This is a genomic window from Lysinibacillus boronitolerans JCM 21713 = 10a = NBRC 103108, from assembly GCF_000772935.1.
GTDB lineage: Bacteria > Bacillota > Bacilli > Bacillales_A > Planococcaceae > Lysinibacillus > Lysinibacillus boronitolerans.
The window spans coordinates 62,766-78,790 of the sequence record NZ_JPVR01000079.1; the positions used below are offsets into that span (position 1 = coordinate 62,766).

Genomic DNA, 16,025 nt, shown 5'->3' on the forward strand with positions numbered 1-16,025 from the left:
TTGGATTTATTTAACTGAGGGAAAATATAGGCTATTCAATTCCCATAATGCTCCCTATTAATTGAAAAATATACCAACAGTATAGCATAGAAGTTGTTTAGAGTAAATTCATTCTCTCAGCAAGATTTACAGCTTCTGTTCGTGAGTCTACATTTAACAAAGAAAAGAGTTGAGTTAAATATCTCTCCGTTGTTCGTTGAGGAATATTTAATTCAATAGCGATTGCTTTATTTGTATGGCCCTCTGCAATGAGTCTTAAAATTTTCTTTTCCTTTTCATTTATAAGAAATTTTTAGGTAAAACAATTTCGCCGTTTGCAATTGCCCTTACTGTTCTTAATATTTGCTCTTTCGAAGCTGTTTTAGCTAAAATGCCTTCTATTTTTCTTTCTAAAATGAGTGGATAATAATCCGTAATATCATCGCCTGTGTAAAGAATAACAGAAGCATTTGACTGAATAGCTTTGATATTACGGGCTAGGTTAATTCCATTTTCTAATGGCATATTGATATCTATTAGATAGATATCGTACGGTTTATTCTTTATCCTTTGAATGACACAAGTTGCATCACTTTCCGTATCGATGATAATATCTTCATTCTCTTGAAATAAATTTTTAGTTCCCTCTAACACTATAGGGTGATCATCCACTATGAGCATCGTAATCAAGTGTTTCACTCCCTTCTTTCACCATGATTCTAATAAACATCCCTTCATTGATATTCGAGTCAATAGCAAATTGCCCATTAAACGCTTTTACACGCTCCTGCATGCCTTGAATGCCCATCGATTCTGCTACTATAATGTCCTCTACATTACAGCCTACACCATCATCTTTATAAATGATTTCGAAACCATCGTTCATTTCTTTTAAATGAATTTCAACAGAAGCTGCATAGGAATGCTTTAACGCATTATTAAGTAGCTCTTGGAATAAACGATAAATCATTAAATTCATGCGCTCATCCTCTAAATAAAGTCGATCAATTGTGTAAATAAGCGCGAAGTTAGCTCTTCCTTGGACTTTCCGAATCAACTTTTCTAATGCAGCATTTAAACCTAATGTATCTAGTAACGGGGGTTTGAGGTTTTCACAATAAGTACGTAATTCATGTAAGGAGGCAACCATTTGTTTATGAATTTTTGCAAGCTTTTCTTGAATATCCGTTGTATTTTTTGCATTTACTAGGACATCCACCTCGCGAGCAATATGAAGTTGCTCCTGTAAATTGGTGTCATGTAACTCTTGAGCTAATTGGTATTTTTCTTCTTCAAACCTTAGCCATAATAGCTTATTTAGCCATGGTAACTGACCATCATCAGCTTGCTTCATATGCTTCAGTTCCTCTAGCAGTTCTTCCACCATCTTAGTATTTTCAATAAAATTATTTACATATAATAAGAGCAATTCAAGCCATAAAAGCTCCTCATCTTTTAATTGAATCGTATTATTATGCCCGAGCACTAAAGCTCTTTTAAAATGTGCATCCTGATGGAGAAATGCTATATAAACTTTGTCAATCTTTCTTATTTCACCTAATCTGATTTCTTCCATTATGTCAGGATCAATCGTAATACTTTCTCCAGCATTTGTTATGAATTCATTTTTGTCATAGTTATATGTTAAGACAAAAACATCCTCTAACTCCAGATGCATGGAAACCTCGTAAGCAAACTTCTCTAAAAGTTCGTTAATTTTAATTGTTTTTCCAATTTTATCTACGGCTGTATATAGCTGATGAATATAGTCGCCCTTTGTGGAGAATAAAATTTTCCGCTTGCGATAATCAACCTTCTCTTTTACGTAAAAAAGTATAACTAATGAAGCAAATGTAAAGAAAGCTACTCCTGACATGACAGTCATTGTTAAATAATGCCCTGCAATAAGGTATAGTCCAACTGTGAACCATACAGTAAAGATTAAAGAGAATATTACATAATAACGTAATCTTGTAATATGGTATTCAATATCAAATAATCTCTCTGCTAATTGCGTAAAAATAAAGCTAAAAGGTATAAGCAATAAAAATAACGAGCTTATCTCAGATGAAAGTATATACGTATGAAAAAGTATTTTTGGGAGTGCATATAAAAAAAGAAATGGAAGAAACGGTATTAGTATACTATTTAATAAAATTTTCAACTGAGGTGAGCTGTACTTAAAATAGCTTATTAATAAAATACTAAGGATGATCACAAGGAGAATAAAGAAAATAGCCAATATAACATTGGAAAGAATATCATTTGAAGCAGGATAAATAGTGCCCACACAGCCTAATATAAAAGCTATGAAAGGAAGTATATAAAAGAGCTTGATATTATTTGTAAACACCCAATTAGTTTTCACAAATGAGTAATAATTTCTCAAAAAATGTAACAGTATAACTAAACATAACAGCATACTACTTCGATTTACGATAATACCAATCGTATCCATTCTACCAGAGACACCACTGCTTACATAAGCCAAAGAAACCGTTAACATAAAGAGAATTAGTAAATCAGCTAACTTTGTATTTCTTTGTTTAAAATGTAAATAAAATGCAACGAATAATGTTAATAAATAATAACAAGCTGGAATGATTAAAACATAGATAAATTGTTGAGGGATATCCAAATGCTTAATATGTATATTGATTAGATCTCCATCGGGCTTCAGTATTGTTATTTCATTAGCAGATAAAATTTTTGATTTATACCTCAGTTGTTTTAATTCGTTGATGGGTTCAGTATCTACAGTTAAAATTGCATCACCAACAGAAATATTTTGACCCTCTGCCCAGTCTTTATAATATAGTTGAGAAATGACCCATCTGCCATTCTCTTCTTCTAATCCAATCTGTATATAAGGCTCGCTATAATTCACATAATTTAAATAAAAACCAATAATTAAATAGAGAATTATAGCGGGCCAAAACAACTTACTTCGCAACTTTCTTAGTTCCAAATATCACTTTCTGTATTCATTTCACCGTTAAACGCTTCTAAAATTGCTTTTTGTTCTACAGATGAAACTCCAACTAATGAGGCTTTTTGTTCTCTTAATAGTGCAACTAGGCTTGGATTTTGCTCTAAATATTGGATTACATTAATCATTCTTATCTCTCCTCATTTCAATAGTTTTTGTAGGTATTCTCTACCTATCTCATTTATAGCTACATTTTCAAGATAATTCAATGCTTTAAACTTGTAGACGTTTTTTATCGTAATGGCATAACGTATTGCCCCACCATTTGTCAACGCATCTTCTGTTGCATTATTATCCAAATCTGTAACTATATCATCATTATAATAGCTAGAAACAGATTTTGAAACATCATTTTTCTGTGATAAAAGATAAATAATAGGCAGAGAATACCTTTTATTTAGCAAATCATTTTTAGGACCCCACGCCTTTAAGCTTTGAATATCATTTTTAATTTGTTGGATGATGCCTATGTATTTCCCATATTCCTCTACTTCTTGAGATATTTCTCCTTTTGCAAGTACTTCACCAATCAAGCAACCCATTGCTGTTAATGAGCCAGATTTCAAGGTAATCATTTGTACATAGGAATCTTCATCACGACAACTATTTAGCAAGTCTAATTGCTGTCCATTTATACTTTTTAAAGCGTATTCCTCAAGTAGCTTTATAGCCGCTCTTTTATGGACAAAAGAGGTTTCATCTATTGTTTTAGATGCCATGACCAGCATAGCTAAAGCAACGTTTAATGATAATTCAGGTGTTTTGTTCCAAATATAGTCTGAATCCTTATCCTGCAGATCATCAATAATATCAAAAGATAGTATAAGAAGTTCAATTGCAGCAGCTACCTTGTAGATATCTTGATTTATACTACTTGAAAATGCTTCATAATGCCAAAAACACAATTTACCAAAGGAAAAACCTACTGATGTTTTTTCTTCTTTAAAGCTTTTTAGCATTAACTTGAGCTCAGGGCCAAGTAATAATTCATTTTCTATAAGGATGTCTAATGATTCATCGATATGTGCATCTAAATCCTTCAATAGTCCTCTCTCCCATCTAGTATATTACTAGATATTATATAGATTAGTGGGAATTAATACTAGTCGTACAATTCTATAATACATTAAATACCATTATTTCCTCTATGAAGTGAAAGACCGCCAAAAAATGGCGTTATTCAATCAAACCACGCCAGAATTTTGTTAATAATTACTAAAAAAATGGCGGTAGAGAACCAAGTACCGCCATTAAAGTGGCGTAAACTTACCATTGAAATGGCGTTCTAACAGATGTTACGCTTAGATTAGCCATAAAATCTTATTTTTAAAGTCAGGATAGATTGATGCACATGAAATCTTTTTGTACTGGGAGTGACTTAAAATGAATGAAACAGTTTTCATACTTACGGCTACTTTTTCATGTAATATCTCTGTCTCAACTGAAGAAATTACAATTAAACAGCCAAGCAATGATCAACGACAAATTGAAAAAATCATTATACAATCGGAATTAAAAGCCTATCAAGAAACATTGGCTGCGTATAAAAACATTTCACCCTACTCAAAATATATTAGTGATATTCCTGGATTTGAGGATACATTTCAACAAAAACGAGATTATTATATTGAGCAATATGGAATTATTAGAATATCAAACGAAAGTATTTCTAGTATGTCATTAGTCAATCCTTTCACTTTTGGATTAAATATAGATTCCCCTATAGTGTATGTAACGCCACACGACACAATTATTAATGCTAGAGGGCTAGCAATGGCGGCCAACGCATCTAATAATAACAATCACCCAGATAGTTTGGATGAACTTTGTAATACAAGTATTTCAGGCTTGTCCATTAATGAGAACACGATATCCTTTAATATGGATTCGACATTTAGTAAATGGAGAAAGCCATCTATTAAACATTAAACCTATCCACTTAGCTAAGCAGGTCAACAATCATTGTGACCTGCTTTTTGTGTCATATAAAAAGGTATTTCAATCTCTTGAGACACCACTATATAGTGTGATAAATAAAGCGATTAATAGAATATTTGTGAAAGGAGAAAGTCGTTTCTATTGCAGGCTACTTGCTATACTGTGGGAAGTGCCGAACCGCTTCCTCCGCTACCGCTCCGTTTAGAGGCTTTTCTGTCTCGCTATCCCACGGGAGTCGAGTAGCCTTCCATTCATTGTTTCCTTTTTAGCAAAGGTTTTCAAATAAAGTGAGGTAGGTTCACTACTCTTTATGCTTTGAAAATAGAAGCCTATCCTTTCTCCATCATACAAGGAATGGGTTATTTTATTTACTACAGCTAGTATGAAAGATAAGGAAAAGACACTTTTGCACATGGTTGATTGGAGAGGAACTAGCGTCACAGATGAGATTCTGTAGCGATCGAAAGTGAGTAAAAAAGCTCATCGGAAGCTCCTGGAAAGGACGCTAGGGAACGGAAATTAACCCCTCGCCTTGCTAAAAGGCTTTTTCTGCTAGTGACATGATCTTTTTTCAACAAAAAAGGGTGTCTCAATCTCTTGAGACACCCTTAGATGATTAACCTTTTACATAATAAACTTCTTGTCCGCTTTCAATGATATGATCAGGCTTCGGTTTACCTGCGCTTGCCTTATGGCCTGCAATATGCTCAGGACTCTTCTCCCAATTTTTCCATGCTTCTTCTGATTCCCAACGAACCATCACAAGCACTTCTTCATCACCACGGCGAACTTTCTTAACAAGTACCTGTTTATCAATGAAACCAGGTTGTTGTTCAAGTAATGATGGTCCGTTTGGATTAGCACCAAAACGTTCCACCACTTTATCCGAATTCCCTTCCTTCACAACAATACGTTTAATTTGTACAAACATATTAGTTAAACGCCTTTAATACATCTTCAACTTTTAGTGTTTCAGATTGTAAACCGCCACCTGAAAGGTACCAAACTTCTGGATCTAGGTAGAACACTTTACCGTTCTTCACAGCATTAGTTGCACTTACGATTTCGTTTTCAATTGCAGCTTTAGTACCTGACTCGCCGTTTTCATTTACTACTGCATCACGGTCAACTACAAAGAGAATATCAGGGTTCGTATCACGAACATATTCAAAACTTACATTATCACCATGTGTTCCAACTTTAACTTTCTCATCTGCAGCTTTCACACCAAATACATCATGGATAACACCGAAACGTGAACCAGAACCATATGCTGATAACGCGCCTTCACTACCTAATACGATTAAAGCTTTCTCTTCTGATGCAGTTGCTTTGCCTTTTACTTCTTCAACTTTTGCTTCATATGCAGCGATCGCATCTGCTGCTTCTTTTTCTTTACCAAAAATTTTACCAGCTAATTCTGTATTAGCTTTGAATGATTCTAGGAAGTTTTTGTTATCTACACCAATGTAAACTGTTGGTGCAATTTTAGATAATTCAGCATATGCTGCTGACGCACGACCAGAGATAAAAATAATATCTGGGTTAATTTCAGATAATTTTTCATAATCAGGCTCGAATAATGTACCTGCGTTTACATAAGCACTATCTTTATATTTACTTAAGTAAGATGGTAATGAATCTTGTACTACTGCAGTAGGATTAACACCTAATGCATCTAGAGTATCTAGGAAACCATTATCAAAAACAACAACTTTTTCTGGTATTTTATCAAGTGTTACTTCTTCAAACGTAGTATTACCATCGCGTCCTTCAATTGTGCTACCTGGAATAGTCAGTGGATAGGCTGAAGATGCCTCATTTTGTTCTTCTGCCGGTTTGTCAGTTGACGTACCTTTATCATCTTCTTTTGCTTCGTCTTTCGAACCACAAGCTGCTAATACTAGTAGCATCATTGCCATTAAAACTGTAAGTAATTTCCATTTTTTCATTATGAAATTTCTCCTTTAATTAAGTTATTTGATAGTTAGATGGCCATCCACCTGGAACTATTTTTACGAATTAAAATAAACACAAATTCGACAACCATCTTGCTCTTGAACAGGTATATCCATATCATAAATTTCCTTCAATGCATGTGAGTTAATAATGTCATTTGTAGGACCATTTTTAACAACACGACCATCTTTTAATGCAACAATATAATCAGAGTAAACAGAGGCAAAATTAATATCATGTAAAACGATAACCACTGTTTTGCCTAGCTCATCAACCAGCTTACGTAAAATCTTCATAATCTGGACCGAATGCTTCATATCTAGGTTGTTTAATGGTTCATCCAGTAAGATATATTCCGTATCCTGAGCAATAACCATTGCAATAAAAGCACGCTGACGTTGACCACCTGAAAGTTCATCTAAATAATTGTGTTGCATATCTTCTAAATTCATATAGCGGATAGCTTCGTCAACTTTTTCTTCGTCTTCTGGCTTTAAGTGCCCTTTTGAGTAAGGGAAACGGCCAAAGGATACAAGCTCGCGGATCGTTAGACGAACATTCATAAAGTTAGATTGCTTTAAAATCGATACGCGTTTAGCAAAATCATCCGATTTCCAGCTACGTACATCTGCCTTATCGAGTAGTACTTCGCCAGTATCTGCATTCAGTAAACGGCTCACCATAGAAAGTAGCGTGGACTTCCCTGCACCATTCGGTCCAATAAACGATGTGATTTTTCCTGAAACAATATCAACACTTACATCTTGAACGACAGGTTTTTTACCAAAAAACTTCGTAATTTCTTTGACTTGTATCATCCTGCTGACCTACTTTCTCTTAATAATAAGTAGATGAAGTAGACCCCACCCACAAAATTAATAATGACACTAAGTGTAGTAGTGAAACTAAATAAACGTTCAACCATCCACTGCCCACCGACTAAAGCCACAATACTCATTACACAGGAGCCAGTAATTAAGATGGAATGCTTGTATGTTCTAAAATACTGATACGATAAATTTGCAACGATTAAACCAAAGAATGTGATTGGACCAACGAGCGCCGTCGAAACCGCAATCAAGATTGAAGCTAAAATTAACATACGTTGCACCAGCTTATCGTAAGGTACACCTAAATTAATTGCTGTGTCTCGTCCAAGGGACATGACGTCTAATTGATTCATATGACGAGCACCGTAGACAAATGTTATTAATATGATAACGCCTGCTAGCCAAACTAAATCTGAATTAACATTATTGAAACTTGCAAACATTTTACTTTGTAAGCCTAAAAATTCATTCGGATCTATTAATACCTGGAAGAACGTAGTAATACTTCCTAAAAACGTACCAACAATCATTCCAACAAGCAGTAAAAAATAAATCGGGCGCTTTCCTTCTTTAAACAATACTCGGTAAAAAATTAAAGCGAATAGAATCATCGCCCCAATTGCAAGCGTAAAATTATAGTAAATATTAATAACTAATATGGATGTAGAGCCAAAGAAAAAGTAGATGCATGTTTGAATTAACATATACAAAGCATCTAAACCCATGACACTTGGCGTTAAAATACGATTATGTGTGATTGTTTGGAAAACTACTGTTGAATAGGCAATCGCTATACCTGTTAATGCCATTGCCACTACCTTTATGACACGGCGCGGAAAAGCATAGTGATAATTACCATTTAGTTCCCAAAATAAATATAGGACAACTGCTATAACAGCGAGACCTAATAAAATGAACATTTTTGTACGATTACGCATATGCTCTCCCCCTAAACAACATGAATAGGAAGATGGCACTTCCAATTACACCAACAGTCATACTTATTGGTATTTCATAAGGGAAAATCAGTACTCGTCCTAAAATATCACAGAATAATAAGAATGACATACCAAGTAATGCTGTATGCGGCAAGGTTTTCGCCAAATTATCACCTTTAAACAGGGAAATAATGTTCGGAATAATCAAACCAAGGAACGGAATGATACCGACTGTTAACACCACTGTCGTGGAGATAAGGGCTACCAACACTAAGCCTAAATTGACTACAAATTTATAGGATAGACCAAGATTTTTTGCAAAATCCTCTCCCATCCCAGCCACTGTAAAACGATTTGCGTAAATGTAAGCCAAAATGAGTATTGGTACACTTACGTATAACAGTTCGTAACGGCCTTTCATGATTAATGAGAAATCTCCTTGTAACCATGCGGAAATGTTCTGGATAATATTCGCCTTATACGCAAAGAATGTTGTAACAGAGGACAATATATTCCCAAACATTAAGCCAATAAGCGGTATAAAAATCGCATCTTTAAACTTAATTCGGTTTAATATTTGCATAAATAGTAATGTGCCGGCTAAAGCAAATATGAAAGCGAAGGAAATTTTTTGGAAATACGTAACATTCGTAAAGAACATCATTGAAATCAATACACCCAACCGTGTGGCATCTAATGTACCAGCTGTTGTTGGTGATACGAATTTATTCCTACTTAAGCTTTGCATAATTAAACCAGCAATACTCATACCTGCACCTGCTAGCAAGATGGCAACAAGTCTAGGTACACGACTAATTAAAAATAGTCTAGTTTCTTCTGATTGGAAGTCTAATAGGTCGCTAGGCTTAATATCAACTACTCCGATAAATAGCGACACAATAGACAGCAAAACAGTTGCTGTTAAAAGATATCTTATTTTCATAGTAATCCCCGGTAGATTTCATTTTTGTGCGTAACTCACTTATTAGTGAAAATGATTATCATTACTCACGATTTCCATTATAAGCATGATTTTATTCTCAGTCAACCAACAAATGAGAATTATTCTCGTTTTATTTATGATTAACTAAAAAATATGCCAAATTAACGAAATATCAGCATTATCGCAAATCAATTGAACCGAAATAATTCACTATTTCTACAATGTTTTTATCCAAATAAAAAGGTAATTGAGAATAAAGTCTATCACTCAATTACCATTTTTATATTAAATAATTTTCTTAGTGCCTCTTAACCATGCAGAAATAATGAATATGATTAATACTAGCCCTACATAGCCCATCACTGCATATAGTTTAGCTACTAGCGTTGTAAATCCTACAAGGCTTGCTAAAAAACCGAGACCACCTATAAATATGACTGCAACCCTAAAGCTTGCTCTACTAGGCTCGAAAAATCTTACCATAAAGGAATATAGCATCCCTACTGCCGTATTATAAATCATTCCCAAAAGAGAAATGGTCATTAATACTCCAACAATCGGATGAATTTCATTAGCTAACGCTAGCATCGGAATGTCTAGTCCAACAATGATATTCATCTTTGCTAAAAGGGAGAAATTTACAAGTAAAATTAAAGCACCTAACAAAATCCCACCAATTATACCACCCATGCCAGCTACCTTATGATTGCGTATGGAACCACACATAACAGTCAATAAAGAGAAGCTAACCCCTACATTGAACGACATGTATAATAAAGCCGTTACCCACCAACTTTTCGCACTTATTTGAGCCTGTTGAGCAATAACAGCTTGCTCTGCAAAGGTAAAATCCATCGTTGCAATAGCATAGATAGCGATGATGGACACAACGGTTAGTAGATACGGTGTAGCAAGTGCAATGATATTAATGATGCTTTTCACATCCATCATGACTGTGGCTACTGTAAGCAAGATCATACAAATACTCCCAAGCCAGATAGGCAGTCCAAACATTTGCTGGAATGTTGCACCAGCCCCAGCAAACATGATGACAGCTACACCAAATAAAAAGAGTGATAAAACTAAATCCAATATAAAGCCCATAGCATTCCCTGAAATTTGATAAATCAAATCCTTATGGGATGCTGTGCGAAGCCTAGAGCTCACTTGAGCAACACACATTCCAACAATTGAGAAACCAACCATAGCTAACAATGCTCCATATATGCCTTTAAAGCCATAGCTTGTAAAATAAAGGACAATCTCCTGCCCTGATGCAAATCCTGCTCCAACGATAATCCCCACATAGGCACCACCGATTTGCAAGCTTTTTTTCAATCAGTTCTCTCCTCATTTTCCTATATACTAAATTATTGACTAAGTACTGCCTTATTGATAGATTTCTTTGCTAATCGTTAATTTATCAATAACAGCCATATTAGGCCTAAAACCAATACCTACCGACTGGGGTACCTCAATATAGCCATCTTTGACGTTTACTTCTGGATCAATGATATCCTCATACCAATAATGACTAGAGCCTGCTGTATCGCCAGGTAATAAAAAATGACTAAGAGATGTTAAGGCAATATTATGTGCTCGTCCAATCCCTGCCTCTAACATTCCTCCACACCAAACTGGAATATGGTTCGCTTTACACAGATCATGAACTCGTTTCGCTTCCGTTAAACCACCTACTCGTCCAATCTTGATATTTATAACACCACAGCTTCCAAGTTCTATTGCTCGTCTGGCATCCTCATATGATGTGATGCTTTCATCTAAGCAAATAGGCGTTTTTAACTTTTTCTGCAATGTTGCATGATCGACAATATCATCAGCAGCTAATGGTTGTTCAATCATTAATAAATTAAAGTCATCAAGCTGCTGTAGTATTTCTATATCATCTAACGTATAAGCAGAGTTTGCATCTACCATCAAGGGTAAATTTGGCAGTTCCGCACGAATTGCCCGTACTACCTCGACATCCTCTCCAGGCTTTATCTTAATCTTCACTCTTTTGTAGCCTTTTTCAATATGATCTTTTATTAATGCTATCAACTGCGCGACAGATGGTTGAATACCCACGCTGACTCCCACTTCAATACGTTTTTTTTGACCACCTAACGCCTGTGCAAGTGATTGCTTTGTTTGCTGAGCATAGATATCCCATACAGCACCCTCAATTGAAGCTTTCGCCATGCAATTTCGACGAATAGGTGCAAATAATGAGGTCACCTCATCTGGATGCCCGATCTCTTTATGTAACAAGATGGGTATCAAAAAATCTTGTAGCATGTGCCAGGTTGTTTTTAATGTCTCTTCTGTATACCATGGTGCTACAAAGGCAACCGTTTCTCCCCATCCTGTGATCCCTGATTTATCTTTTGCCTCAATTAATAGCAGTTCCTTTTCATCAACAGTGCCAAAACTCGTTGTAAATGGTGCTTTCATAGGCATTTTTAAATGCCTTAATGTAATCTTTTCTAATCTCACAATGTTCACTCCCTATCATGATTATAAAGCTAATAAGGAGCGTCTGACTAACAGATAGCTATGAACATATTCTGGATGTTTCTTCATGCGTACAATGGCATAATCTTGGTTAAATAAGGTTGTTAGGATTGTGCGAACTTTATAACGCCAGTCCTCTGCAAGTTTTGGACTTTCCACTTTCATTTTCTGTAGTGATTGAGGGATTGGTAAGAGATAGGCGTCCTTATAAAAGGATTGTTCCAACTGAAATGTATTTTCTACATCTAGAACCGGTAATCCGTCGACTGTTAATGTCCAAGGTACAATTTCCTGCGCTACTTCTTCTAATTCATCAAGGCTATCTGCCATTTGATCGTGCTCAATCCACCATTCAACGACTAATCTATCTGAAGGTAGTCCTTCATTAAAGTCATCTCGAAGCGGACCATAATAATCATTTTCATATTGATAACTAGTGGCATTCAATTTTAGAAATGCTAGATTCGCCAAACGTGCTTCTAACGGTTCAATTAACCAGCGGACAAGTTGAAAACCATGCTCTTTGGCATATTCTTGTTGGGCATGCTTCAATAATTCACCCACACCTTGTTCACGATATGCTTTTTCTACACCAATCATGTGCGAATGTAAGTACATTTCTCTATTCTGATAGCCAACGAAGCAATAGTTAAAGCCAATTAGCTTTTCATCTAAATACGCTCCTAATACGATTCCCCCATTTTGTACAGCAGCTAGTAATTGATGGGAGGGAATTGCTTGGCTGCCCCATATTTCAGCATTTAATTTTTGGATCTCTGCAATTTCTTTCGGTGTCATTACTTTGTGAATACGTACTTGCTCTAACATTATGCTGACGCCTCCTTTTTATGCCCTGTCTCCAAAGCTAATAAAACTGCTCTTGTAAGTATCTCCACTCCTGTGACAAGTCTTGCTTGTTTAAATTTCATTTTCGGATGATGCAACCCTGGTGTTAATCCACAACCCAAGCCTAGCATGGTTGTTTTTAAATGTGGCCGTTGTACAGCATAATGGTGAAAATCCTCTCCACCAGGTGTATGAACGGGCTTTCTTAAATTTGATAATCCAGCAGCCTGTATAATTGCCTGCTCCATCAAATATTGAGCACTTGTATCAACTTCAGCAGCTACGATATTGGCAACCGTACGTAATTCAATTTGTACCTTATGCAATAATTTAGAAGAATCTATCACACGCTTTACACCTTGTGCTAAATCGTCCATCACCTTGTTTTGTTGTGCACGAATATCAATCGTAAATGAGGCATTACCTGGAATAATATTGCCCGAATCTCCCCCTGCATGGAATTTCGTCATCTTTACAGATACAGGAACCATAGGATCTGTATGAATGGTTCGCAAATCTTCGATAATTGTTGCACCTACTTCAATTGCATTAATACCAAGGTGTGGCCTTGCAGCATGGGCATCCTCTCCGATAATCTCGCCTTCAAGTAAACGAGAGGCACCATGATATAAGGCCGCACAATAAGTGCCGTCCTCTAGCTCATGAACAGGTCTTACATGGACACCAAATAAATAATCTAAGTCATCAATAACGCCTTCTTCTATTACGGATAATGCTCCAGTCCCTTTTTCTTCAGCAGGTTGGAAAATAACACGAATTGTACCATTAATAGATAGCTGTAGTTCTTTTAAAAGTAATAGTGTACCAATGGCCATCGTCATATGCCCATCATGTCCACATGAATGATTCGCACGGAAATGGCCATCTACTTCTTGCCATAAAGCATCTATATCTGTTCTTAATCCTACTTTGGGGTCACCGTTGCCTACATCAACATATAATCCTGTGGAATTTTTAAATCGTCTAGGAGAAAAACCTTCTTGCGTTAATAGCTCCACTATATAATTGGTGGTTTCTACTTCATGCCAGCTGATTTCTGGATTCGCATGTAAATACGTAAAAATCTCCATTAATCTTGGCCTCAAATAATCTAACTCTTCCTTCATGGATTCCAACCCCTTAAATTTTCATATTATTAAAATTATTATAACGAAAATGTTAATTTTCTACATAGAAACTTTACCCACATTCAATAAAATAACTACTTACGATAATATATTTCGCTCTCAGTTTCTTAGGTAGACTTTTATTTAGATAGCAAAAAAAGATGCAAGTACAGCTATTAAGAAAACTGTACTTGCATCTTTCATTTAATTAATACCCTTCATCGCTTTTGAAATAATCGGTGAAAGAATTAATATAATAATTCCGACTACAATAGATAAGGTACCTAAGAAACCAAAGTATGTGAATTCGCTTACAACTTCATAGACCTTAACTAATTGTGCATTAATTGCTTGTGCTGCTGCACTTGTTAAAAACCATAAAGACATCGTTTGTGCTGCGAAGGCCTGTGGTGCCAATTTCGTTGTAGCAGATAGACCAACTGGTGATAATAATAACTCACCAACAACTACTAAGAAGAATGACAATACTAACCATAAAGGACTCACTAATGTATTTCCACCAGATAGGTGTGCTGGAATCATCATCACTAAAAATGAGAGACCTGCAAAGAACAATGCATATGAGAACTTACGTGGTGTTGTTGGCTGCTTGTCTCCCCATTTAAGCCATAGCATCGCAAATAATGGTGCCATTGTAATAACAAATAATGGGTTTAATGACTGGAACCAAGAAGATTGAAGCTGAATACCACCAATACTTAGCTGTGTGCGCTCATCTGCATAAGTCGCTAAAATTGTTGCGCCCTGTTCTTGAATAGCCCAGAACATTACCGCTGATAAAAATAAAGGAATATAAGCAAGTAAACGAGACTTTTCATCTTTTGTTGTTTTTTTACTGCGATACATATAAATAAAGAATGCAGTTGGAATTAATACACCAAGAGCTGTGATGATAAAACTAAATACATTCATTGTTAATGTACCAGTTTTAATACCAATAGCACCTAAGATGATAATCAGTAAAGCTGCAACTCCGAATTGTGTAAAGACTTTTTTACGTTCTTCAGGCTTTAGTGGGTTATTTACTTGTAAGCCCGCTAAGCCTAAATATTTTTTCTCTGTTAATTTATAAACAATTAAACCAATAAACATACCCAGGCCAGCTAAACCAAAGCCAAGGTGGAAGCTATATTTTTGTCCAATTGTTCCGACAATAAATGGTGCAATGAATGCTCCCATATTAATACCCATATAGAAAATAGAAAAACCTGCATCACGGCGGCTATCTGTTTCAGCATAAATGTCCCCAACAATACTTGAAACGTTTGGCTTTAATAAACCAGTACCCATAACGATAAATGCCATCGAAGCAAATAACATGCTCACACCACCAGGCAATGCTAGCAGTAAGTGACCAATCATTATTAACACGCCACCATAAAAAATGGTTTTTCGTGTTCCTAAAACTCGGTCGGCAATCCATCCACCTATAATACCAGACATATAAACAAGTGAGCCGTAGATGGCCATAATAGAGTTCGCAGTTCCGCGGTCTAGACCTAAGCCACCCTCATGTAATTCGTAATACATAAAGAAGATGAGAATTGCTCGCATACCATAGTACGAGAAACGTTCCCAAAATTCTGTGAAAAACAAAGTAAAGAGCCCTTTAGGGTGTCCAACAAAGCCATTTTGAGGGACAGATTTTACAACTTCATCTTTACTAGACATACAATACCCTCTCCCAATATAAAATTATTCTCCAAAAACATCATTACCCTAAAATAAGGATAAAAAAACTTTGTTTCATCATACTAAAGCGTTTTATAAACTTTATCAAGAGTTTTAAAAAATGTTGAAAATTTGTCATTTTTCTATAAATTCTGATTGATTACTATCTAAATTATTAAATCCTTTGATATATCTAAGTTTTCTCACACTTTATATCCAAAAAATTATTACACATACAATGAATTATTCTAAAATATATAAAATTCAGAT

The 16,025-nt window shown here is 35.5% G+C and carries 16 protein-coding genes; 1 reads left to right on the forward strand and 15 read right to left on the reverse strand.

Annotation, left to right across the window (positions count from 1 at the left end):
- Positions 1-97 precede the first annotated feature (97 nt).
- Genes CD31_RS24125 through CD31_RS17225 form a run of 5 tightly spaced genes read right to left on the reverse strand, consistent with a single transcriptional unit; the run spans position 98 to position 4,011 of the window.
- Positions 98-283, reverse strand: coding sequence for a response regulator transcription factor (locus CD31_RS24125; RefSeq protein WP_342351932.1), 186 nt, complete (start codon positions 281-283; stop codon positions 98-100).
- Complete coding sequence (locus tag CD31_RS17210) at positions 280-660, reverse strand: response regulator (RefSeq protein ID WP_244905025.1); 381 nt, start codon at positions 658-660, stop codon at positions 280-282. The genes CD31_RS24125 and CD31_RS17210 overlap by 4 nt, the downstream gene beginning before the upstream one ends.
- A complete protein-coding gene (locus tag CD31_RS17215) occupies positions 644-2,932 on the reverse strand; it encodes a sensor histidine kinase (protein ID WP_244905018.1) in 2,289 nt (762 codons plus the stop codon). The genes CD31_RS17210 and CD31_RS17215 overlap by 17 nt, the downstream gene beginning before the upstream one ends.
- A gap of 5 nt (positions 2,933-2,937) precedes the next feature.
- Positions 2,938-3,096: a competence pheromone ComX gene (gene comX / locus CD31_RS17220; RefSeq protein WP_016994779.1), complete on the reverse strand. Its 159-nt coding sequence runs from the start codon at positions 3,094-3,096 to the stop codon at positions 2,938-2,940.
- A gap of 12 nt (positions 3,097-3,108) precedes the next feature.
- Positions 3,109-4,011 (reverse strand): polyprenyl synthetase family protein, encoded by a 903-nt coding sequence (locus tag CD31_RS17225; protein WP_036079437.1) that lies wholly within the window; start codon positions 4,009-4,011, stop codon positions 3,109-3,111.
- Between the two features lie 340 nt (positions 4,012-4,351).
- On the opposite strand from CD31_RS17225, the gene CD31_RS17230 reads away from it, so the two are divergent.
- Positions 4,352-4,897: a hypothetical protein gene (locus CD31_RS17230; protein ID WP_016992693.1), complete on the forward strand. Its 546-nt coding sequence runs from the start codon at positions 4,352-4,354 to the stop codon at positions 4,895-4,897.
- Positions 4,898-5,522: 625 nt separating this feature from the next.
- Here CD31_RS17230 and CD31_RS17235 read toward each other — a convergent pair.
- The 10 genes from CD31_RS17235 to CD31_RS17280 form a co-directional block, all read right to left on the reverse strand.
- The gene (locus CD31_RS17235) at positions 5,523-5,837 is read right to left on the reverse strand and encodes an antibiotic biosynthesis monooxygenase family protein (RefSeq protein WP_016995403.1); all 315 of its coding nucleotides are present in this window, start codon (positions 5,835-5,837) and stop codon (positions 5,523-5,525) included.
- A gap of 1 nt (position 5,838) precedes the next feature.
- On the reverse strand, positions 5,839-6,858 hold the full coding sequence (locus tag CD31_RS17240) for a siderophore ABC transporter substrate-binding protein (RefSeq protein WP_036079440.1): 1,020 nt from the start codon (positions 6,856-6,858) through the stop codon (positions 5,839-5,841).
- Positions 6,859-6,921: 63 nt separating this feature from the next.
- Complete coding sequence (locus tag CD31_RS17245; RefSeq protein WP_016995401.1) at positions 6,922-7,683, reverse strand: iron ABC transporter ATP-binding protein; 762 nt, start codon at positions 7,681-7,683, stop codon at positions 6,922-6,924.
- Positions 7,680-8,633 carry an iron chelate uptake ABC transporter family permease subunit gene (locus tag CD31_RS17250; protein ID WP_016995400.1) on the reverse strand — a complete coding sequence of 318 codons (954 nt, stop codon included), beginning with the start codon at positions 8,631-8,633 and terminating at the stop codon, positions 7,680-7,682. The genes CD31_RS17245 and CD31_RS17250 overlap by 4 nt, the downstream gene beginning before the upstream one ends.
- On the reverse strand, positions 8,626-9,576 hold the full coding sequence (locus CD31_RS17255) for an ABC transporter permease (protein WP_016995399.1): 951 nt from the start codon (positions 9,574-9,576) through the stop codon (positions 8,626-8,628). Before CD31_RS17255 ends, CD31_RS17250 begins: the two co-directional genes overlap by 8 nt.
- Positions 9,577-9,861: 285 nt before the next feature.
- The gene (locus CD31_RS17260; protein ID WP_036079442.1) at positions 9,862-10,914 is read right to left on the reverse strand and encodes a YkvI family membrane protein; all 1,053 of its coding nucleotides are present in this window, start codon (positions 10,912-10,914) and stop codon (positions 9,862-9,864) included.
- Between the two features lie 51 nt (positions 10,915-10,965).
- Entirely contained in the window at positions 10,966-12,072 is a 1,107-nt protein-coding gene (gene menC / locus CD31_RS17265) for an o-succinylbenzoate synthase (RefSeq protein WP_036079444.1), read from the reverse strand.
- Positions 12,073-12,093: 21 nt separating this feature from the next.
- Positions 12,094-12,918, reverse strand: a complete 825-nt coding sequence (locus CD31_RS17270; RefSeq protein ID WP_036079445.1) for a GNAT family N-acetyltransferase — start codon at positions 12,916-12,918, stop codon at positions 12,094-12,096.
- Positions 12,918-14,063 carry a M20 peptidase aminoacylase family protein gene (locus CD31_RS17275; protein ID WP_016995394.1) on the reverse strand — a complete coding sequence of 382 codons (1,146 nt, stop codon included), beginning with the start codon at positions 14,061-14,063 and terminating at the stop codon, positions 12,918-12,920. The genes CD31_RS17270 and CD31_RS17275 overlap by 1 nt, the downstream gene beginning before the upstream one ends.
- Before the next feature lie 204 nt (positions 14,064-14,267).
- Positions 14,268-15,755 carry a peptide MFS transporter gene (locus tag CD31_RS17280; RefSeq protein WP_036079448.1) on the reverse strand — a complete coding sequence of 496 codons (1,488 nt, stop codon included), beginning with the start codon at positions 15,753-15,755 and terminating at the stop codon, positions 14,268-14,270.
- Between the last annotated feature and the right edge of the window lie 270 nt (positions 15,756-16,025).

What these genes read in the sequence shown, in the direction of transcription:
- CD31_RS17255 (WP_016995399.1), bottom strand. Translation starts at nt 9,576, where the DNA reads ATGAAAATAAGATATCTTTTAACAGCAACTGTTTTGCTGTCTATTGTG.
- CD31_RS17230 (WP_016992693.1), top strand. Translation starts at nt 4,352, where the DNA reads ATGAATGAAACAGTTTTCATACTTACGGCTACTTTTTCATGTAATATC.
- CD31_RS17270 (WP_036079445.1), bottom strand. Translation starts at nt 12,918, where the DNA reads ATGTTAGAGCAAGTACGTATTCACAAAGTAATGACACCGAAAGAAATT.
- CD31_RS17210 (WP_244905025.1), bottom strand. Translation starts at nt 660, where the DNA reads ATGCTCATAGTGGATGATCACCCTATAGTGTTAGAGGGAACTAAAAAT.
- CD31_RS17275 (WP_016995394.1), bottom strand. Translation starts at nt 14,063, where the DNA reads ATGAAGGAAGAGTTAGATTATTTGAGGCCAAGATTAATGGAGATTTTT.
- CD31_RS17235 (WP_016995403.1), bottom strand. Translation starts at nt 5,837, where the DNA reads ATGTTTGTACAAATTAAACGTATTGTTGTGAAGGAAGGGAATTCGGAT.
- CD31_RS17245 (WP_016995401.1), bottom strand. Translation starts at nt 7,683, where the DNA reads ATGATACAAGTCAAAGAAATTACGAAGTTTTTTGGTAAAAAACCTGTC.
- CD31_RS17280 (WP_036079448.1), bottom strand. Translation starts at nt 15,755, where the DNA reads ATGTCTAGTAAAGATGAAGTTGTAAAATCTGTCCCTCAAAATGGCTTT.
- CD31_RS17240 (WP_036079440.1), bottom strand. Translation starts at nt 6,858, where the DNA reads ATGAAAAAATGGAAATTACTTACAGTTTTAATGGCAATGATGCTACTA.
- comX (WP_016994779.1), bottom strand. Translation starts at nt 3,096, where the DNA reads ATGATTAATGTAATCCAATATTTAGAGCAAAATCCAAGCCTAGTTGCA.
- CD31_RS17250 (WP_016995400.1), bottom strand. Translation starts at nt 8,633, where the DNA reads ATGCGTAATCGTACAAAAATGTTCATTTTATTAGGTCTCGCTGTTATA.